This window comes from Nereida sp. MMG025, assembly GCF_021654165.1.
GTDB lineage: Bacteria > Pseudomonadota > Alphaproteobacteria > Rhodobacterales > Rhodobacteraceae > Nereida.
On sequence record NZ_JAKFZN010000005.1, the window covers coordinates 42,865 to 63,140 of the forward strand.

Below are 20,276 nucleotides of genomic sequence, written 5' to 3' on the forward strand. Positions count from 1 at the left end.
CGCTCGGCATGCGCCTTAAAACCTCTGCGCATTTATTCAAAGTTCTTCCCGAGTGATGATGGCATTTTGGACGGCGACTATCATGGCGCCAAGCGCAGTTGCTGTTTCAACTGACGTCGTATTTTTTTTGCGCATATGCACCGTTGGGGGCGGCCTAACGGAACGATTTGCTTCGATACCCAAGAACACGGCAGGATCTTCTCCTAGCCAAGCACAGATTTTTGCAAAAGTTCCCAGATCCGGGACATGCCCATTTTCTATCCGTGATAAGGTAGCTGAACTCACACCTATTTCTGCTGCTGCTGCTCGGACGCCACTAGGGCCACGGTGCTCCACTATGCGAGCGCCGAGTTTTTGAATCTGAAGACTCATACTTTCTCCCAAGAGATGCGTTGACTCTATGATTAATTCGCCGTAACTGTCTTACAAGTGAGACAGTTTGCGTTTCTATTTTGGTACGTCTCTCATGTAAGACAGTGAATCATGTGCATGCTTGTGCGTCAAGTCTGACGTCGGGTTTCGATGATCTTAGGCAAGAAAATAAGCTCAAACACTTGAGCGGCAGTCAGAACGAGGAATATGAAAGTGGCTACGAAACGAAACACAGAAGTTACTGGGAAGCGCGCCGCATCCGCAGCATCAAAGGTCTTGCGAAGCCGCACGGCCAGCAAAGCGGCCAAAAGCGCGGCTGGCTCCGCATTGACGCAAGTACGCAGCAAGAGTGGGGCCAATGAAGTCACCAGCAAAAGGGCTGCGAGCGCTGCTTCTAAGACGCTTCGGAACCCCCATGCATCGAAAGCGGCAAAGTCCGCTGCTGGATCGGCGCTGACACAACGTCCTGGCCGCAAGCGATAAGCGCACACGGGAGGCTCCAAATCCCTTGAGAAGATGAGAGATATGAAATGGCAAGATGCACAGCACCAGTAAATGGACACCGAACTGCGAGTGGCGCAGCAAACTGTCCGGCATGTCGGGGTGGGTACCGAGGCTTTAGATCGTACTCTTCGCCGTATTCGTCTCCGTCCTATCCCAGCTCAGGATATATCAGTGGTGGCCGCAGCAGCGGGGGAGGTTCCAGTTCTGGCCGCAGTAGACCAAGTTGGTCTCCCTCAGGATCTACTGTGACATACACCACAGCTGAGGTGCGAGCACTTACGCCGGTCCGCCGCAGTGTCGAGACGCGAACGCCTCCGCCGGATCCGCGTGACGTGTTCCTTTGCCACGCGTGGGATGATCGGGCAGGGGCCGCTAAGCAATTGCACGATTTGCTTGAATCGCTGGATGTCTCGGTCTGGTTTAGCGAGAAAGACGTCCTTCTTGGTTCAACATTGCTCCGCGAAATCGACAAAGGCTTAGCGAAATCGCGGGTTGGGGTCGTGCTTGTGACACCGGCGCTGTTGGAGCGTCTGCGCGGGGAAGGGATTGCTGACAAGGAATTGTCTGTTCTTCTGGCCACCGACTTGCTCGTGCCGGTTGTGCACGACACCACCTATGAAGCGCTTCGCAATGTCAGCCCTATGCTTGCTTCTAGAAGCGGTCTGAGCACCGCGGAAGGGGCCATGACGGACGTGGCTGCTAAGCTCGCCGAATTAGTCAGTCTCTAGTGTAGGTTTGGCTCACTTGAGATGTTCGTGTTGTGTTCTTACGTTGTGCTTAACAAAATTTGACAACTTGGCGGTGAGGCGACCATGAAACAACTGGAGATTGAAAACCAACTGCGCGATGTCGTCAGTCGCCTGATTGCTCAGGTTGAGTTAGCGACATCTCAAGGACGGACGGATATCAACTTGGCACTTGAAGATGCGTTCATACCCATCTTGAAGTCCGTTTTTAACTTACCCCATCTGATCAATCTTAACCGCAAGAGAAAGAACTACCCAGGCATCGACCTTGGAGATGATCATGATCGAGTAGCATTCCAGATCACATCCACAGTGACGTTGGACAAGGTAAAGGGCACGCTTGAACAGTTCATGGAGCGTCAATACTTCAACACCTTTGACGAGGTGTTCGTAATGATGCTTGTGAAGAAACAAGCTTCCTACAGTCAAACGTCCGTCAATTCTGTCTTGGACGAACGGTTCGCTTTTAACGTAAAAAAGCACGTTATCGATCTCGGCGATGTCCTCGGCATGGTGACAGGACTTCGCTTGGCGGCACAAGAACGTGTCCTCGCCGATTTCAAGCAAATCTTGGGTGACGTGGACGCTTACTTGAGCTTCAATGAAGAGAACGTGGAGGCACCGGCAACACTTACCTCCAACTTGCAGGAAATTGAACTCCCAACGGACGTGTATATTGGGGAGTTGTCGATAGATGAAAAGGTAGTCACCGCGCGAGCAAAGAAAGAGCTGGGTTACCGTGGGCGTGCCAGATCCACCAAAGCAATCGTTAAGATGGCGCTATTGCTAGAAGGGATGGATACCGACTCTTGGGTTTTTCATGATGGGAGGCTGTTCTCGTTCCGCGATCCGGACACTTCCGGTCTTTCAAGCATACTTGACGAAGGCACTATCGAAACGCTTTCTGCAGGCGATTTGATCGATTCAGGTCAAATAGACAACATCAACATAATGAAGCAGTTGTTGTTTGCTGAGACGCACGAGCGTCTTAGTTCATGCAATGTGAAACTACATCCTAAGGACCGGTTTTTCTATTTCTGTTCAAATAGCGAGGAACCCACTACCCGATATGAGTCATGGGTTGGGAAAAAGACCGCAACGCGCCGAGTCTATGAAGTCAAGTACCAGAAGAAAGACCCTTCGAAGGTCGCGCATCACAAGCACTTTTCGTTTGAGTTGAGTTTTGTGGATATTAGCGGCACCTGGTTCGCTCAAATCCGGCCGAGCTGGTACTTTTCGTACAATGGGCACACGCGGTCGAATTGGCATGATGACTTACTATCACAGCAGAAAAGGTTGGAATTAAACGCCTCCGTTCGGAACATGGTCCGCTTCACCGCTTTCTACCTGGCAAATCTACCGGATGAGGCGAGCGTAGGCCTCGACTTTAGATCTCTTATTGTCTTCAGCAATGACGACGATGAGCCAAATGAAGATGAAGCGGAATTGTTCGAAGATACCGAAGAGGAGACGGCAGCATGAAGCTCATCACATTGAAAGAGCCGCTGCTTGAGTTCGGCACCGGAACGCACATCTGTCCTCGGACGGGAATCGAACACATGGGTGTCTACGACACGCGTGACGAGCTTAGGAGAACAGAACTGCGGATTGGTGTTGTCGGTCGGGGTGAAGGAGTCGACCTTCTCGACGACTGGCTGGTCAAATGCAGAAGTGGGATCGAACGCAAGACAAAGTCCAATCTACTGAATCTGTTTCGCGGTTTCGGCGGGATTAATCAGGATTATGGCTTCTTAACCCGATTGATTAATTCACCCCAGTACACCAGGACACTAAAGAAATCGGACGTAAGCGAAATCGTGAAGTTGCCTTCACGTGAAGAGCGCGTCGATAGGTCTGTCGAACTCTACTATGAGCAAGTGCGGTTCCTCGCTGAAAACCGCTCAGTTGATGTGATCGTATGCGTCGTTCCTAACGAGATGTTCGATTCGATCACCAGCGCAGCGCAAACGGACAAGAAAGATACAGACGATGACCTTGAGCACAACTTCCGGCGGCAACTTAAAGCTCGATGCATGCATCTTGGCACTCCGCTTCAGCTTGTTCGAGAAAAGACGATTCTGATCACCAAGCAGTCGGGTGAGCAGCAAGATCCTGCAACGAAGGCTTGGAATTTCTGCACTGCCCTTTACTACAAAGGCAACAAGACTATTCCTTGGCGGCTGGTTGAAGATACTGCTAAACCACGGACCTGCTACATTGGTATCGGGTTCTATCGTAGCCGTGACGGTGAGACTATTTCATCAAGTTTAGCCCAGGTCTTCGATGAATTTGGCCACGGTATTATCCTACGCGGCACACCGGTATCTATCGACAAGTCGGACCGCCGTCCGTATCTCAACGAAGACCAAGCTTACGATCTTTTGAGCGAGGCACTCGAGGAATATGATCGCGCCCTTGAGCACATGCCAGCTCGAATTGTCGTCCACAAGTCCAGCCATTTTCGAGATGGCGAACGAAGTGGGTTCCTTCGGGCGATCGACGACAAGGGCATAAGGTCGAAAGACTTCGTTACCATAACTGGAACAGATATTCGCTTATTCGGGGATGGCGACTACCCTCCCAAACGAGGAACACTGCTTACGGTAGCGGAGAACGAAGGCATCCTCTACACACGCGGAACCATCGACTATTACAAGACCTATCCCGGCTCCTACGTACCAAACCCGTTAAAGATCACCGTTTACGAACAGGACGCGTCGCTTGAGGCGCTTTGCGAAGAAATCTTAGGCCTCACGAAAATGAACTGGAACAACACCCAGATGGATGGCCGGTTGCCGATCACATTGGAGTGCGCCAGCAAGATCGGTGATATCATGAAGTACGTTGGCGAGCGGGAAAAGCCTCAGGTCAGCTATAGCTACTACATGTAAGAAAAGCAGACACTTCTGCATCTTTGAGGACATCCATGCCGACGCGCATAAGCAAAGCCAGATTTGACGAGTTTACGTTTGGATTTCGTGGCTCAGGTGAACAAGATAGTTGGAATGAAGTGGCATATTGGTCGACCCACGAAGGCGACGCAATTGCTGCCCTTTTCTATGTTGAAAAAGCGGATTCCTATTTGGGTTTGCTGTGCCTCCGGAACGATCAGCAACGATTTCTCCCACATGGGCCACTGGTCCCGTTTCGAACTCTGCGAGAGGGCGAAGTGTCGATTTGCCAGAAGCTGAAGGAAATAGAAGATCGAGAGACTGAACTAACTTGCCCGGCCGGTGACGGTAAACCAGGTGTTGATCTCTTTGCTTCTGATCATGACGGCAAATTAAGTCCAGTTTTCGTAAACATTCGAGACACGCTACACTCACAGGCAGCTCGACAACAACTGCAGGAAATCGCGCATTGGTTTATTGACGGAGACGGTAATTTTGTCCGTGACTTTCAAACTGCGGGTACTGACGCCCGGCTTTGGGAGTTGTACTTGTTCCGTGTGTTTCATGCTCTGGATATGAAGGTTGATCAGAGTATAGCGATCCCCGACTTCGCGTTGGAGCTGCACGATCAGAAGGTTTTTGTCGAAGCTGTGACCGCAAACGCCAGTGGCAACGAAGCTGTTGACTTGATGGCTGGTCCAACTCCACCACCGGATGACTTCTGGAAGTTTGTTGAAAATGATATGCCCATCATTTTTGGATCCCCGCTCTATTCAAAGATGAAGAAGCAGTACTGGGAGAAGGACGCAGTCAGGGGCCATCCGTTCGCTATTGCAATAGCCGATTTTCATGCTCCCGGTTCTATGACTTGGTCTCATACAGCGCTATCCATCTATCTTTTTGGAACTAGCGTTGAGAGGGTATTGGGCCCTGACGGGCAAGCCGTTGCAATACCGAAGCCACTTCAAACTCATACAAGGGATGAAAAATCAATTCCTTCAAATTTTTTTGCGCAGCCTGAAGCTGAAAATGTCTCGGCAGTAATTTTCTCAAACGCTGGTACCAAGGCAAAGTTTTCTAGAATGGGCACGCTTGCTGGATTTGGAGACCCAACAGTGGCAGTTAGGCGCATTGGCACCCTTTCAAATCCGGAGCCAGGAGCACTTGAGGGAATTCCGTTCGATGTGAACATTGAAAACGGAGAGTACTTTGAGAATTGGGCCGATGAACTTGAGATCTACCACAACCCCAATGCTCTCATCTCATGGCCTGGCGAAGATTTACTCCCGGCGGCAACTCATTTCCGACAAGAAGGCGATGATCTAGTTTGGAGAGGGGCACCGTTTCGAGTTTTAAATTCCATCACGCAGGTTAAGTCAGAGCCCCCTTTTCCAACTTCGGACAAAATCTCGGCGGGGAGCAAGTAATGGTAAAATCAGTGGTCTAAACCCTCATGGCATGGGATCATCAATCAAGCGATCAAAAAGCGAGATCTTATGACACGGAGCAAAGGTACAAAGATCTCGATCGTAGTCCCCAGCATTGAGCAATTGGACGATGAGGGCATGCGTGCGATTGCGCCGCTAAGAGATGGTCGGTGGAGCGAACAGACTAAGTCGATCCTGGCCAAGTTTGGTACTCAGATGCTCAGTCTTAATCGAAGTTGGGCGGCAACTTGGACTGGTTGGACCTGCCCGTGTTGTGGACGGAGCAAGCCTCAGATTGCTCGTTTAGCATCGAGCGGAACAGTACTGTGTCATCTTGAGCAACGTCATGATCATCTCGAAGAATTTCTCAAACGTCGATTTTCGGCGGTGGACCTTCAAGGTGATGAACGCGACCATCGGATTCAAATCAGTCACGCCGAAGCTGCCTTGCGGCCATTGGTTGAACGGTTTGAGCGGACTTTGATCTGTGTGGACTGTAACTTGTCCGATGGGCGAGTTAAGCTGGCCTTGCGTGACGAGGTCGATAGCCATTTCACGTTTACCCCGAGCGAGATCGCAGAATTCATCACCGTGAGCGATAATCACCTCCATGAAGTGAATATTACCACAGCACACTCGCTATGGGTCGATGCACAAGAGGATTTTTACGACCGAATAGATTTCGTCAAACGGATGGCGAAAAGAATTGCGAAGGGTCGCCACAAGCGAGAAATTGCACTTGGACAGAAACTCCACCGCCAAGTCCAAACAAGAGATGTGGTCTATCAACTATGTGCGGAGCAACTACCCAGCATTCATAGCTTACATCTTGGCGAGATAATTGACTCACGTTCTGTTGCGAGAGGCGGTTTAGGCGAAACGCTTCAGCGTTCCAAAAAGCACGGAGGAGGACCCCCGACAGACGCAGAATTTGCAGCAATCAATGCAGCGCAAGCGTCTACGAACAGGCACTGGCGGGAAGCAGGGGAAGCGTGGGCTTGTCCTTGTTGTGAAAGAGCAAAGCGCGAGATTTGCCGTCGGTCCAATCGCGGGGCATGGACTGCCAGAATCCATTCGTTTGAAGAACTGGAATTTGAAACTGACACTGAACAGCTCTCGATGCGAAGGCAAAACGGTGCAGGAGATATCGTCATTTCTGCTCCAAGACGCGAACTCATTTGCCAGGACTGTCGGGGCATCGTTAGCCAGTTTCGCCAGCGAAGCGCAGATTTAGATGCACGGGTCTTGAGTTTAGAGGATCTGCGCATCCTCGTAGCGTGTTCCACCAAGAACGCGGCTCACGACATCGACTCTGAACGTGTCGAAGAGATGATTGTAGATAGGTCTGCATTCTTGGATGCGATTGACGAGTTTGAAGCACACCAGCGTCTGGTGACTGCTACGTGGATTGAATACTTGAAACTGACGAAGTCAGGTCTCTCCGATGCGCAAGCGCGCGATTTGATTGGCTTTGAACTGGCAAAAGCCCGCGACTGGGATGTCGACGATGGTGAAGATTTTGTGGATTGGTTGCTGGACGAAGCCGAACGTCTGAGTGCAAAAAGGAGGAAGTGAAAGAGGCGGGCTCGTGGGTATCTGTCCACTTCTATAGGATCGAAATATTCGAACATATGGATAAAAACTGAGCATACGGGATCAGAGAGAGAAAAGCCAAATGACAAAGCAGGGCATCGAGGTTTTCCGGGATTTGACGATCCACTCGGATCAGGTCCCACTAAGTGCAATTCGGATGGCTATGCTTGACGTCCAAGATAAAGCTTGGTCGCACGGTGAAGAACAGGAAGAAACCTTGCGAAAGTATGCTGTTGGAACGGATCGTGAAGATGTTCTTGTATTCATCTACGAAGGGGAAGAATTGCCAAAGGCCGCAATTACCTTGTGGGAGCGAAATCAAGCTTATTGTGCAACGAATATTGTTCCCGCTGAGTCTGGTCAGCTGACAGTCCGGGAGTATAACGCTCTACTTTGTAACTTCGTCAATTCCGTTGTTGATCGCAGCAATGTGCGTGATGCACTGAAACTCGATCTCACGGATGAAGTTCGGGGCCTCAGTATCTGGACTAGCGAACAGGCAGCACTCGCTCTAGGCCGTTTCTCAAGCCTCGCGAATAAGAGCACAACGAACTCTCATCCAAATGACCTGCAAAGATGGGAAGAGTTCGTAATTTTTGCACATCAAAGCGCTAAGAACTTGCCTGTTGATATACTGATGCAATGGTTGATTGAAATTGATGGATGGGATGAGCGCTCAGCAAACAAACTGGCTATCAACTACGAGCAGGGTATTTCCTTGCTGGCGACTTACGATGCGGCCTTGAGAGGCTGAACTGTTGATATTCGACAGCCTCGAGGAACTTGCCGAAGGCGGTGTACCGGTGTTCTTCCCTGATACCTGCATCCTATTGGATATTTTGCGATCTCCTAGACGAGAAAATGTGGATGCAGCCGCGATATTGGCGGCGACAGCAATTCGCAATGCTGTTGTACAGGATGGTACTGTTGGATGTGTGGTGCCGGAACAAGTGAGATTAGAACTGGCTGAAAACCTTCCAAAGGTGCGCGACGATACAGATTCTGCACTAAGGAAACTGGTTACGGAAATGAAGCGCATCGACGCCTGGTCTGTGGCGCTTGGTCAGCCAAGCCAAACCGTCGTCGACCATTTCAGGGCAGGTGTCCCGACAGCCGAACAAATTATGTCAGATATCGTACAAGCCTCTCTTTCGCATGCGACCACACCAGATATTACAAACCGTGGGTTCACTCGGATGATGCAAAAGCGAACACCGGCAAAGTTAGGCAAAGACTCTACCAAGGACTGTGTCGTCGTCGAAAGCTATCTTGAAGTCGCAGGCTCGTTGCGCGCCCTCGGGCACACATCTGATATTGTGTTTGCCTCATCGAATGTAAGTGACTTTGTTTCTGGTGCACCTAAGAAACTGAACACCGACATTTCAACTGAGTTCAACGCATTGGGTGTTCGCTATGGCCGCGCCCTACACGAGGCAAAACATCTACTCAATCTGTGACCACGTATAGCAAACTCCGCGCTCTAAGCGGCGCAAGTTGATGAATGCTGTGTGATCAAGATGTTGCATGAAGGACTTCTGTTGAGGTGTCCTGCCGGTCCATCACGGCATTCGAACCAGCAAAATCCAGCCCGATGAGCGGTAACGATAATGGGACCCATTATCGCCAAGGCGTCTGTCGAGCCCCTGAAGCCTTATGTCTGTTGTGGGTGACAAGGCCACGGGGAACACCAAGCAGACTTTCTGACCTATTCTTGCCTGCTCGATGGCAAACTTGACCTCTTCGATGGTGAAGGAGGGCTGCCTTCTGTGCACAATACGGTGGCATGTCGCGCACAAATGGACCAAATCCCTGATTGTGTCGACTATCGCCACCAATCTGCGTGGTTATCTTTAATTTGGCCAATCAAAGAACTCATGCAATTATTGAACGCAGATTTCAAAGTATTGATTGCCATAAAGAGGGATTGAATTTCATGGCTAGCCCCAAACCGAAGACTTCTAACCCAAAAAAATCCATTGATCCCGCCAAAACACTTGAAGCAGCACCCCGTCTTGGGGATCGCGTTCTCAATGTCCATGAAGATCCAACCGATCTGCGCGACCGAATATATGAACCAGCACTCCTCGATCTTGACCTGAAACTCGACCCACCGAGCACTGAAATCAGTCCAATCCGAGATCAGAAGAAAGAAGGAGCTTGCACTGGCTTTGCTTTGGCAAGTGCCATCACTTTGATGAACCGGCAACGCCATAAAAAGAAAGATGCCGAAGCAATCGCTCCCCTCGCCAGTCCACGCATGCTTTACGAAATGGCCAAAATCAACGACCCATGGCCCGGTAGTGACTATGAAGGCTCAACCATTCGAGCAGCACTTAAGGGCTTCTATCACAACGGCGTCTGCAGGGAAGATCTTGCCCCCACAAAGATGGCGAGAAGAACTGGTTCCTAAACATCGACCAAGCCAAAGATGCGCGATCAACCGGTCTCGGTGCCTATTTCCGACTCCGGCCCGAAATCATCGACTACCACGCCGCTCTCAATGAAACCGGCGTCATCTATGTCTCAGCCAGAATTCACCGGGGATGGCAAAAACCCAAAACGGGCAGCACTAAAGGCGATATCAAACCGTCCCATATCAATATGGGCGGCCACGCTTTCATCATCGTCGGTTATGACGATAAAGGCTTCCTCATTCAAAACTCTTGGGGCGAAGACTGGGGACAATTTAATGGGATGCCGGGGATAGCCCGCTGGCGCTACGAAGACTGGGCCGCCACTGTCATGGATGCGTGGGTTCTGCGCCTATCAGTGCCAACACCACAAGCCTTTGACCTGACAATCGCACAGCTTACAGAAGCAACCGAAAGCCTTTTCGGGGAAGCGGTTGTCAGCGCACCTCGCCAAGAGGAGATCATCGGCCATGTCATCCACCTCGATGATGGTGAGCTGGTCGAAACTGGGAAATACCCAACGCCTCTTGCCTCCATCAAGGCAACAGCGGACTTCCTCGCCAACGAGAATGCGACCGCTGCTCGCGACTATCAGCATCTGGTCTTATACGCTCATGGCGGTTTGAATAACGCAGCCGCCTCAGCAAACCGCATCCGAAAAATGAAAAAGGTCTTCAAACGCAATAAGATCTATCCAATTCATTTCATGTGGGAGACAGGTTTCTTTGAATCGCTGTCAGATGTGATCTTCAATTCACGCGACAAAGCCCAAGCGCGCGTCAGCGGCGTCTCTGATATCTGGGACAGAGCCCTTGAAGCCATTGCTCGTGGTCCTGGACGTGCGGTCTGGCGTGATATGAAATGGGATGCCGATCAGAGTTTCAAAGCCAGCGGCGGCGGGCGCAAAGCCGTCAAAACCCTGCTGGAAGGCAATGCCAAGCGATCAAAGCCGCTCAAAGTCCATTTCGTCGGCCACAGCGCAGGGTCCATTCTCATCGCCCATGCCCTAGATGCCATGGACGCAATGAATCCACTCAAAACGCCGGTCCAGTCATGCTCTCTTATGGCGCCGGCTTGCACAGTCGATCTCTTCAAAAAGAGCTATCACCCAAGAATTGGCACATCAAACGCGGCCAGTGGCATCACGAAACTGTGGCAGTACAATCTCATCGATCAGCGCGAACGCGAAGACACTGTCGGACCCTACCGGAAATCACTGCTCTATTTCGTCTCAAATGCCTTTGAAGAAACACGAGAGATGCCGCTCCTCGGAATGGAGATCTTCAAGTCGCAAGTGCCGACAAAGGCCGGCTACAAAATCCATTATTCAGGCCGCGCACCCAGCATCACCGACAGCGACACCCATGGCGGTTTCGACAACGACCAAAAAACGATGAACGACATCCTCAAGAACATCCTCGGGAAAAAGCCATCAGTAGCAGATGGTTTTCAGCCTGAAGATGTGGTGGGGTACTAGTCAGGATGGAAACATCGCTCAGTTTTTGGATTTTTCAGTACACCAATGGTGATCGAACAGGGCGCCTCTTAGAAGAAAGCCGCAACAACAAATCATCGCCTGTCACAAATTGGTTGTGGAGTAGCAACCGAAAACAACAACCTGTTCCTGGGGATTTTGTCTTCTTTTTGCGATCCGGCGCCAGGCCCAACACTTATCCTTCAGCTCAGCCATGGAGAGGTATTGTTGGGTTCGGTGTTGTGGCTGGCCAACCAGTATCTCTTGAAAATGCACAGTCGGCAGAAGGCATACCCGTCGAAACGCTTGCCTATTTCCCTGATGAAGTTCTACCTGACTACCTCATTTGGCATGATCATCGCATTGCTAGCGCAGCCTCGATCTATGGGCAGCAGGGTGCAAACTTCCTGATTGATCGCGACGCTGCCGTGGGATTGGTTGATGAACTCGAAAAACCTGAGGACGGAGTACACCGTGCAGATGTTCATGAGCATCCTGCCTTAAGCGCGCTGTTGGAAGACAGACACCGAATAGATGTTGTCACACGCGAAATGGACAAACAGCGATACTGGGTCGATAGAGACGCAGCTCTTGCGCTCCAGTTTGCCAGAGCGATCAGCGCCAAATCAAATCACAGGTCGGGTGAACTGACTTGGACACATTTATTCTTGGGAATTCTACTGCGCGCCAAAGGACTGCAGAACAAAGCACGTGCAAATGTCGCTTCTAAGGCGCTCTTCGAGTTAGCCGCGCCCAATGGTGATCTAACTGCCATCGAAAGCTATTGGGAGAAAAGGGGCACTCCCATTGCCAGGCTTCAACGCAGCGATGCCGATCCAATTGAGAAAATGAGCACCAGTGCAAGGGGCGCTTTCACTCAGGCAAAAAAGACTACCGAAAGCTCAAACGCAAACCTTATTTCAATGGATGCTCTGTTGTCCGGTCTCGTCAATGAGCACGCACAAGACGATGTCTATCGCGAACTCTTTCAGGCCGACAGAGATAGTCTCATTGAACGTATCAGCAAACAGGTCGCTGCGAATTCTAGATCAACGGAACTGGAGCCATTCCTAAGCTGGGTGGGGCGCCAAGAACTCATTGGCTTGGAAAACATTGAGTCGAAGACAACTGGTAGTCCCGAGGGCGAAGAAGGGGGCAATCAAAGGGAAACATACGAAGCCGAGAAAGAGGCTGAGGACATAACAGACCGCGTTCCTACCGGCCCTCAGATTGCAAATGCACTCAACGATTCCGCTGACCGTGGACAGGATTTGCTTGATGTCGAAGAAGAAGCGAAAGCCTTCGCTCGCCTTATTGCATCAAAGAGCTTTGAACCGCCGCTTGCGATCGGCGTCTTCGGTCCTTGGGGGAGTGGCAAAACCTTCTTCATGAACCAAATCGAGAAGGCGATATCGGACCTTGTGAACCCCGATTTCACGGGTTTAAAGGGTCAGCCATTGCAAGAAAAATCCTCGTTTCACGGTAAGATTGTAAGGATCCCCTTCAATGCTTGGCATTATATGGAATCCAATGTCTGGGCAAGCCTGGTCGATGTCATCTTCAACGACCTTGATGCATGGCTGAGGGCCAAAAATGGCGGCTCCAAAGAAGGCCAAGAAATTGACGCGCTCTTTGACAGCCTGTCCACGGCCCAAGAAGAGAGATTGAACGCGATCGAAGTGCTAGCAGAAAGGGTGAAAGCTCGTGAACGAGCGCGCAATGACCTTTCTGATGTCGAACAGCGAACAAACGACTACTGGAATGCTGTGTTAGCTGAACTTCGCAATCACGCATTCAGCGATGACAAAATCAACGATGCCCTGAACACGCTGGGCCTCCAGAAACTCAGTGATGAAGCAGCCAATCTTCAGAACGCGATTGCCGAAGCCCGGAAAACTGCTTCCAACGCAGACCTGCTCACAAAGTCGGTGCGCGTACGAGTCTCGACGCCAATAAATTTGGTGGGATTGGGTGCGGCGATTTTGTTGGGACCGTTCCTGATCGGGTGGGGTATTAGCTTTGCAGAGACGAATAACTGGTTCGGGCTTTCGACTACTTTCAAACTTGATAACACAATCACAACGATCACGGGTCTGGCAACCAGTGGGACAGCTTGGCTCGGTGCGGTAACAAAGCGAGCTCAAATCGGAGTGGGCGCGCTGCGCAAGCTGCAGACAAAGTTCGATGAAATCGACGCTCAACGCGAGACGCCCCTAGCAGAGCTCAAAACAGATATTGATGATGCTAAAGCGGTCATCGCTCAGACAGAAGAAGCCGTGGCGGAAGCTCAAGCCAGACTGATGGAGCAAACGACTGCGGGGCGTGTCGCGGCCTTCATTCGCGAGCGAGCAGAGAGTGATGTGTATTCCAAACACTTGGGTATCATTGACACTATACGCCGCGACTTCGAGCAGCTGTCAGCATTGATAGAAAACTCGAAGTCTGGTCGTGATGAGAAAGAAATATTGGAGCAACACAAAAATCACGTTGCTGCTCAGGTAGATGCAATTGAATCACGATATGACTTAAGAAGCGAAGCCTATGCTCCGGTCAAAGAGGCCCTTAAGAAACTAGAAAAGACCAATGAAACCGGCGTTAAGCTCGGAACGACTTTTGACCGGATTGTGCTTTACATCGACGACCTAGATCGTTGTCCTCCAGACAAAGTTTATGAGGTCCTTCAGGCTGTTCACCTGTTCCTGACCTTTCCGTTGTTCGTCGTTGTAGTTGGTGTTGATACGAGATGGATGGAGGTGTCGCTCGTGGAAGAGCTTGGTGAACTGGTTGACGGAACAAGTGGAGCCAATCCAAAGAACTACCTTGAGAAAACTTTCCAAATTCCTTATTGGACACGCCGCATGGATGGTGGGGTTGCCAAGACGTTCGTCAATGGAATTTTGCCGGACCCTCTTCCATCCTCGTTGTCTGATGGAGAAGACGTTGCTGACAACTCCGATCTAAGGGTGGTTGCGCCAGAAACTGGCAGTGAAGCACCTTCCACTTCGTTCTCTATGAACTTCACAGAGGAGCTACCGCATGAAAATGATGATGCCAGTCCTGCTGTTGAAGCAGGAGATCCCGATTTAGATGACTTGCAACCACTCCATGATGACGATTTGGCATCGGCAGGAGCCTCGCTGATATCGACGCGACCTGTCATTATCTCGCCAACGGAGAGGACACTCTTGGCGGACTTTGCGCCCTATGCCGGTCGCTCTCCAAGAAAATTGCTACGGTTTGTAAATGTCTATGGTTTGATAAAATCGGTCGATAAAAAAGATGGCTCTCCACTCATCGATCTCGAGGATGATCTGTTCGCGAGTCGCGCACTTATTGCCCAACTGGCGCTAGCGACCGGGGCGCCGGAAGCTGCTGTTCATCACTTCGAACTGATCGAAAAGAGTGTAGATTATACCGGCTACTACATAAAATCAGATCATTCCGACCCGGACAAACGACCAGATGTGCCCCCTGACATTTCCGAGTTGATTTGGGAGCCTTTGAAGAAGGCACTCCCGCCTGGTCGAGACCTTAAGACAGACTTTGATGACCTATACAAAATGCTCAAGCTCACAGCACCAGTTGCAAGACGCTATACTTTTGCGTCTTCAGATGCGGTCCTGGCCATGGAGCCCGAAGACAAAACTAAGCCGTCTCATTTGAGAGAATGAGACGGCCTTTCCAGTAGGGTAAGTGTATATGTGCACATTCACAGAGAACGCCCTAAGCGATGCGCTAACAGCCTTAAAACTAGCTGCTGTCGCTGTATACGTAATCTGTAGGACTGGCTCATATCTACAGCGGCAAAAACTGGTTACCTTTGATTTTCTGACAGATCTTTCATGCGCAGCTCCATACGTTTATCGAGCTGGTCTTGAAAATGTCTGAAACCTGCGAGGCGGTTGTTCATAAGTTCGAGGGCGATTTCTTCATCGCTCGGGTTCACCCACGTACCTTTCGGGATCGCTAGGTCTTGGCAGGTTTCCTCTAAATCAATCCAAATCTGCGAGACATAACCAGCTTCCTCATCGTCATCGAGTTCCCCACGCTTTGTATAGTAGTGTTGAACTGCATCGCAGGCGATAATCGCCCGATGCAGCAACGGTGGGTAAGGCCCTTGATAGTTCACTCGTGTTCGTCGGCTCTGGTCTTCCAACGCCAGAAAAACACTGACCAATGCCACGCACTGAATCACGATTTCACTAGACCAGTATTCTTTCAGATCATGGTCTGCTGGCCGTCTTTCTTCGCCGTGCAGTGCAGCTAGCTGAGAAAGGCGCAAGGCAAAGGTATCCGCATCTATTTCGCAGTGATGCCTGAGTTTCTGTGCCCTTTGATCATTTACTTCGTTCAACCAAAGCACCTCTTCAAATAGAAAGCTGTCGTCATGATTTCTGAGTGACGATGCATGATCGCGAAGATGGTGAGAAAGCTCATGAAGAGTGACGAATTCGAGGGCTCGACCGAGACAGTTTAGAAAGTATCTCTGTTCTCTCTCATTGCTCGATGACATGAACGTAGACGGATCTTCGGCCCATAAAAACGCTGCGCTCCTCGGTTCTCGGCCAAAGTTCTGACAGAGAAGGCTTGAGCCACAAATCAGCCGCCTGACGATTTCTGAGACAGCGCTCACAAGTCCGCTCGAGAGCACAACCGCGCATTTATCATCTTGGCCAAGGGCTGCAGCGTTGCGAACGCCGGAATCAATGATTAGGAAGTCAAAGCTTCCCAATATGGACCTTGCTGGATGCACCCTGAGAAGATGCTGACAACCGGCACAGACCTCGATCAAAAGCTGTTCATGAGGATCGTTAAGCGTCTTGTCGAGGAAACGTACCTTACCGCCCATCCGCTTAACGGAAGGATGGCTATGCCAGAATGCTATGTCTGCTTTGTCAGTCAAAGTAAGAACCTTCCGGCGCAGAAGCCGCGACTAAAGAAACCATAGGTGAAGTACTATCCGACATCGTAAGTATTCGTGCATATTGGCATTCAACATCAACTCCGGACCCTAATGGAAAATCCAGATCAGTGACCAATAACCAACTAAATGAATACGATATCGACGCAATCCAGGACGACGGAATTCGTGCGCAGTATCAGACGATTCAGAAGCGGTTTGGATCGTTGGCTCTCCAAATCCAATCTATCTATGGTCTAGATAACAAATCAATCGATGTCGTCTTTGTGGCAGATGGCGCTTTCAACGCCTCGGTTGAAATGAACGAAGATCGATATCTCATACAGTTATCAAATGCAGTCCCGGTCCTTTTGATGGTTTTCTTCGACAAGCTTCTTAGTGATCCCGGTAATTTGCCTTGGCTTAGCAGCGAAGGCACAGGAGACGTCAGCTACGACATCCCTTTTGCCGTAAAGGCCAAAGATCTGTCTGATACCAGAAACTGGCTCATAAAGACCAACAAAATCCGGGCTTTTGCGTCCTACACATTGGCCGATATAGCGACGTCATTCATGTTCCTTCACGAGCTTGGCCACATACTCGGTGGGCATCTGAAAGATCTAGAAAAACGTGGGCAACGCGCTGCCCATGCTGAGTTTCGCATGTTGAAAGATGCTGAAACCGGAGACACTGATCTCCAACAACTGCAGGAGTATCAGGCGGACTCCGTCGGTGCGTATCTCACAACCCACATCATCGAGGAGTTGATAGAGGACGCCAAAGTCAATGAACGCACGCGCGCCGTCTTTGGACCAGAAGATATAGTCGCCGAGAACACTATATCGCTCGCTGTTACAGCACTCTACGGTCTGTTCGCTTATGTTCGCGGACAAGAAGTGCGTCTGCGCTTGCACGCGTCACATCCCGATCCTTTAGTGCGTGCGTTATATACGAGAGACTTCATCTACCAAATCATGCAGCAAAACCGCTCTTTCGATGTCGAGTTGTCTCAGGACATGCTTCAGGCGCGATTTGATGAGATGAATGCGGTCTTGTTATCGCTTGATCTCATTTCGTCGAGCTCCATCACCGATGAAGGTATTGAGATGGCGAACGACCATTCCCGAACCTTAAAGAGCTATCAATACGAGCGTGGAAAAGAGGCATCCAAGTATGCTTTTATTGAGTGGGGTTAGTCATCTTTTCGGCCTCTTCTGCAAAGAATGCCGCTTCACCCCAACGCCACTTACGGCCGCTGCGCAGTTCCTCTTCCAAAAGCCTTTCCATATGGTCTCGCATTGTGGGTGGCGTGTTGCGGTCGCGTAAATAGGGTGTTGCCTGCCCCTCAAGCTCGATTGCGATGATCGTGTAGGGACCTCGCGTCTCAAGTCCGAGGCCAACTCCCGGAGGGATAAACTCCACACCACCGATTGTCGGTCCCGCATGATGCTTACTTGGAGACAGCCACACCCATGCCTTTGGAGCTCGGGAGAGTATCACGAGGCAGTTATCTTCTCGTGTCTCGATCTCAATACGAATTCTTTCACCAACTTCAATGATGCGTTCCTCCGGCAACGGCTCATAGTTTTCTTCGAACATGTTTAAATCCATCGTGGCAGGCGCCTCGGTGATGTTGACTTCAATCGCCGGCGTTTGTTCCATCAAAGCGGCCATTATACCTGTCGGTGGCTTGTTTCGGAGGTGATACTCAAACCCTGATACGGATGCATAACGCCACGTATCCATGGCCTCGCTACGGCTTAGCCTGCCTTCTGTAGCCATCATCAATTGATCAACTAACCAATCCAGATGTTTTGGTGGAAGACGCTCCTCTCTTCCGTCTTTGCGGCCATTGAGGTGATTTGACAGAGCGCCCGTATCGATTTCGAGTTCCTCGGCAAGGTGCGCGTTATTCTTCAGTGGTGTCAGGCCAACCACTTCCGGAAAATCGTGTTGATAGTAGACCTGAAGCTTCTGACGAAGCATAAGGCAATGGATCTTTCGTTCGGCCATGATGATGTTTTCTGAATGACAGTTTTGCTGTCATTTACTCTCATTATTTGAATGATTTCAATTCGCTATCTCTTCCTCATCCGAAACAAGAAAGAGGAAAAGACAACATGACGACCTTATTGAACAGTACAGCAAACACAGCGGCGAACAAGTCTTGTGCAGCCTGCAAAGGCTGCGTTAGCCAAGCTGCGATCTTGGCGGCGAGCGACACGCCGGTGCGTCTGCTGAAGCCCGTTGGGTTGGCTCAGGATGGCTTTCAAGTAGCCCGCTTCGATCCCATCTGTGCAGATGAGTTCCAGAGCGTGCAGCAGGCGGAATACGCATCCTGCAAACGAGGCAAGAATGCCAAAAACAAGCTTGCCCGGAAGACCCGTTGGGGTGCTTATATCCGTGACACGTTCTCATGGCAGGACCGCACTACCTACTCGCTGCCAAAGGAGCTCAACCCGGAAGAGGGAGGTGCGATCCGCGAGTTCGAGCAGCTGGATGACGCGTTCTTGCATAATCCGGTGACGGAGAAACTACTTCGCGCGGTGTTCCATGCCTGGGGTTTTGAGAAGTCCTCTGAGGAACAGCTCTACCAAGTTCAGTTGTCAGCGATCCGCTACGAGCCGACGATTGAGACGCCAGCCTGGCCGAGCCCTGTGGCACCGCATCAAGACCTTGTTGATGGCGCGATTGCGGTTCTGCATCGCACCGAAAACATCGTCGGTGGATTGTCCCGGATCTACGATCTCGACAGACGTCCTCTGGTCCAAATGGATCTGCGTGTCGGTGACATTCTGTTCGTCCGCGACGCCGAGGTTCTTCACCAGGTGACACCGCTGATGTTGGAGCCCGGCGAGAATTGGAGCGCAGGAAAGCCCGCATATCGCGACGTTCTCCTGATCCGCTTCCAGCCCGTCGGTCGGTAACAGCCAACCCACATCAACCCAAAGCCCGGCACCCAAGGTGACCGGGCTTTTTGGTTACACCTCAGACTTTTGCGGCGGAAACACCAACTTCCTGAGATCCTCTTGCACATCTTCGAAGTCAGTAATCACAGCTTCGCTCTCACTGCGTAAAGCGACAAGCGCCTCAGGACGGTTAAACAACCGAAAATGGTCGATGACAGGGAAGATTGCCTCATGCACAGACAACATGCCCATTGATTTCTGCAGCACTTCTTCTTCAAAGCCGTCCTCGCCAAACCGGTCAATGTGAGCCCGTTTCATTTGCGATACAGCTGTTGAATAGCGCAACATTGGTGACGGATAGATAGATTTGACTTGCCGGTTCTGCGTCTGCGTTTCGTACACGGCGGCATTGAATAAAGCGTTAGCGAACAACACCACCGATAGGTTTTCCGTTGGCGTGTTGCGGCACCATCTCTCGAGAATGTCTGGTGGATCGTTTGCCAGTTCGAAGAGCAGTCCCGCGGCGAACCGATCCGCATCATATTCATACGCGCGGATACGCCCTTGTTGCAATGGGGCTGTGTCCGAAGTCATCATCAGCTCGTCTAAGAAGGATTGTACTCCGCCAGACCTGTCGTGAAGATCGTCCACGTGGCCGCGAACAATGTGTGCTAGCTCATGCGCGAACACTGTGAGTAAGATCAGCTGAAACAGCGTTTCAGCATATCCATCTTGCAGCTGATCAAGTTCTGCATCGGCTCTCGCCAGTTGTTCTTCGACATACCTGGAAGAGGAATGATGACGATACTTAGAGAGCGTGATTGTCCGCTCACCTGACGTGTCAAACTCACTCTCATACATGGCCGTAGCGGCTGCTGATATCCCATATGCCCATACAAAAAGACCGATATGCAGGCGAATGACATAAGCTGATTGGTCAGGTGAAATGGCCGCAGATGCATTTACATCGCGTTTGTTGAGGATCTCAACTGTTAAGCCTCTACCCTTAGGAAATTGAAACTCTCCCTTCAAAGTCCGACTGTAAGCTG

Annotated in this window: 17 protein-coding genes; 12 read left to right on the forward strand and 5 right to left on the reverse strand. The window is 50.7% G+C overall.

The window, feature by feature from the left end:
• Window positions 1–36: 36 nt before the first annotated feature.
• Together L1065_RS13065 and L1065_RS13070 are read right to left on the reverse strand one after the other, a co-directional pair.
• A complete protein-coding gene (locus L1065_RS13065; RefSeq protein ID WP_237095947.1) occupies window positions 37–372 on the reverse strand; it encodes a helix-turn-helix domain-containing protein in 336 nt (111 codons plus the stop codon).
• 128 nt (window positions 373–500) lie between these two features.
• Window positions 501–719, reverse strand: coding sequence for a hypothetical protein (locus L1065_RS13070; RefSeq protein ID WP_237095948.1), 219 nt, complete (start codon window positions 717–719; stop codon window positions 501–503).
• Between the two features lie 402 nt (window positions 720–1,121).
• Here L1065_RS13070 and L1065_RS13075 point away from each other — a divergent pair, with 402 nt between their 5' ends.
• The 10 genes from L1065_RS13075 to L1065_RS13120 all read left to right on the forward strand — a co-directional run bounded on the left by L1065_RS13075 (window position 1,122) and on the right by L1065_RS13120 (window position 15,089).
• The gene (locus L1065_RS13075; protein ID WP_237095949.1) at window positions 1,122–1,604 is read left to right on the forward strand and encodes a TIR domain-containing protein; all 483 of its coding nucleotides are present in this window, start codon (window positions 1,122–1,124) and stop codon (window positions 1,602–1,604) included.
• A gap of 84 nt (window positions 1,605–1,688) precedes the next feature.
• Entirely contained in the window at window positions 1,689–3,104 is a 1,416-nt protein-coding gene (locus L1065_RS13080; protein ID WP_237095950.1) for an SMEK domain-containing protein, read from the forward strand.
• Window positions 3,101–4,513, forward strand: coding sequence for a hypothetical protein (locus L1065_RS13085; RefSeq protein ID WP_237095951.1), 1,413 nt, complete (start codon window positions 3,101–3,103; stop codon window positions 4,511–4,513). Before L1065_RS13080 ends, L1065_RS13085 begins: the two co-directional genes overlap by 4 nt.
• Before the next feature lie 35 nt (window positions 4,514–4,548).
• Window positions 4,549–5,940: a hypothetical protein gene (locus L1065_RS13090; RefSeq protein WP_237095952.1), complete on the forward strand. Its 1,392-nt coding sequence runs from the start codon at window positions 4,549–4,551 to the stop codon at window positions 5,938–5,940.
• Window positions 5,941–6,009: 69 nt separating this feature from the next.
• On the forward strand, window positions 6,010–7,515 hold the full coding sequence (locus tag L1065_RS13095; RefSeq protein ID WP_237095953.1) for a hypothetical protein: 1,506 nt from the start codon (window positions 6,010–6,012) through the stop codon (window positions 7,513–7,515).
• Between the two features lie 100 nt (window positions 7,516–7,615).
• Window positions 7,616–8,287, forward strand: coding sequence for a hypothetical protein (locus L1065_RS13100; protein ID WP_237095954.1), 672 nt, complete (start codon window positions 7,616–7,618; stop codon window positions 8,285–8,287).
• Between the two features lie 4 nt (window positions 8,288–8,291).
• Entirely contained in the window at window positions 8,292–8,990 is a 699-nt protein-coding gene (locus L1065_RS13105) for a PIN domain-containing protein (protein ID WP_237095955.1), read from the forward strand.
• A gap of 476 nt (window positions 8,991–9,466) precedes the next feature.
• Window positions 9,467–9,943: a hypothetical protein gene (locus L1065_RS13110; RefSeq protein ID WP_237095956.1), complete on the forward strand. Its 477-nt coding sequence runs from the start codon at window positions 9,467–9,469 to the stop codon at window positions 9,941–9,943.
• Between the two features lie 68 nt (window positions 9,944–10,011).
• Window positions 10,012–11,421 carry a hypothetical protein gene (locus tag L1065_RS13115; protein WP_370641191.1) on the forward strand — a complete coding sequence of 470 codons (1,410 nt, stop codon included), beginning with the start codon at window positions 10,012–10,014 and terminating at the stop codon, window positions 11,419–11,421.
• Window positions 11,422–11,426: 5 nt separating this feature from the next.
• Window positions 11,427–15,089: a P-loop NTPase fold protein gene (locus L1065_RS13120; protein ID WP_237095957.1), complete on the forward strand. Its 3,663-nt coding sequence runs from the start codon at window positions 11,427–11,429 to the stop codon at window positions 15,087–15,089.
• Window positions 15,090–15,232: 143 nt separating this feature from the next.
• On the opposite strand, the gene L1065_RS13125 is transcribed toward L1065_RS13120, so the two are convergent.
• The gene (locus L1065_RS13125; RefSeq protein ID WP_237095958.1) at window positions 15,233–16,321 is read right to left on the reverse strand and encodes a hypothetical protein; all 1,089 of its coding nucleotides are present in this window, start codon (window positions 16,319–16,321) and stop codon (window positions 15,233–15,235) included.
• Between the two features lie 128 nt (window positions 16,322–16,449).
• On the opposite strand from L1065_RS13125, the gene L1065_RS13130 reads away from it, so the two are divergent.
• Complete coding sequence (locus L1065_RS13130) at window positions 16,450–17,514, forward strand: hypothetical protein (RefSeq protein WP_237095959.1); 1,065 nt, start codon at window positions 16,450–16,452, stop codon at window positions 17,512–17,514.
• Here L1065_RS13130 and L1065_RS13135 read toward each other — a convergent pair.
• Window positions 17,498–18,331, reverse strand: a complete 834-nt coding sequence (locus tag L1065_RS13135; RefSeq protein WP_237095960.1) for a hypothetical protein — start codon at window positions 18,329–18,331, stop codon at window positions 17,498–17,500. The genes L1065_RS13130 and L1065_RS13135 overlap by 17 nt on opposite strands.
• Before the next feature lie 47 nt (window positions 18,332–18,378).
• Here L1065_RS13135 and L1065_RS13140 point away from each other — a divergent pair, with 47 nt between their 5' ends.
• Entirely contained in the window at window positions 18,379–19,245 is an 867-nt protein-coding gene (locus L1065_RS13140; RefSeq protein WP_237095961.1) for a 2OG-Fe dioxygenase family protein, read from the forward strand.
• Window positions 19,246–19,299: 54 nt separating this feature from the next.
• On the opposite strand, the gene L1065_RS13145 is transcribed toward L1065_RS13140, so the two are convergent.
• Window positions 19,300–20,259, reverse strand: coding sequence for an ImmA/IrrE family metallo-endopeptidase (locus L1065_RS13145; protein WP_237095962.1), 960 nt, complete (start codon window positions 20,257–20,259; stop codon window positions 19,300–19,302).
• Window positions 20,260–20,276: the final 17 nt, after the last annotated feature.

Excerpts from the sequence above, each read along its gene's own strand:
- L1065_RS13065 (WP_237095947.1), bottom strand. The coding sequence starts at position 372 with ATGAGTCTTCAGATTCAAAAACTCGGCGCTCGCATAGTGGAGCACCGT.
- L1065_RS13080 (WP_237095950.1), top strand. The coding sequence starts at position 1,689 with ATGAAACAACTGGAGATTGAAAACCAACTGCGCGATGTCGTCAGTCGC.
- L1065_RS13085 (WP_237095951.1), top strand. The coding sequence starts at position 3,101 with ATGAAGCTCATCACATTGAAAGAGCCGCTGCTTGAGTTCGGCACCGGA.
- L1065_RS13090 (WP_237095952.1), top strand. The coding sequence starts at position 4,549 with ATGCCGACGCGCATAAGCAAAGCCAGATTTGACGAGTTTACGTTTGGA.
- L1065_RS13095 (WP_237095953.1), top strand. The coding sequence starts at position 6,010 with ATGACACGGAGCAAAGGTACAAAGATCTCGATCGTAGTCCCCAGCATT.
- L1065_RS13100 (WP_237095954.1), top strand. The coding sequence starts at position 7,616 with ATGACAAAGCAGGGCATCGAGGTTTTCCGGGATTTGACGATCCACTCG.
- L1065_RS13110 (WP_237095956.1), top strand. The coding sequence starts at position 9,467 with ATGGCTAGCCCCAAACCGAAGACTTCTAACCCAAAAAAATCCATTGAT.
- L1065_RS13120 (WP_237095957.1), top strand. The coding sequence starts at position 11,427 with ATGGAAACATCGCTCAGTTTTTGGATTTTTCAGTACACCAATGGTGAT.
- L1065_RS13135 (WP_237095960.1), bottom strand. The coding sequence starts at position 18,331 with ATGGCCGAACGAAAGATCCATTGCCTTATGCTTCGTCAGAAGCTTCAG.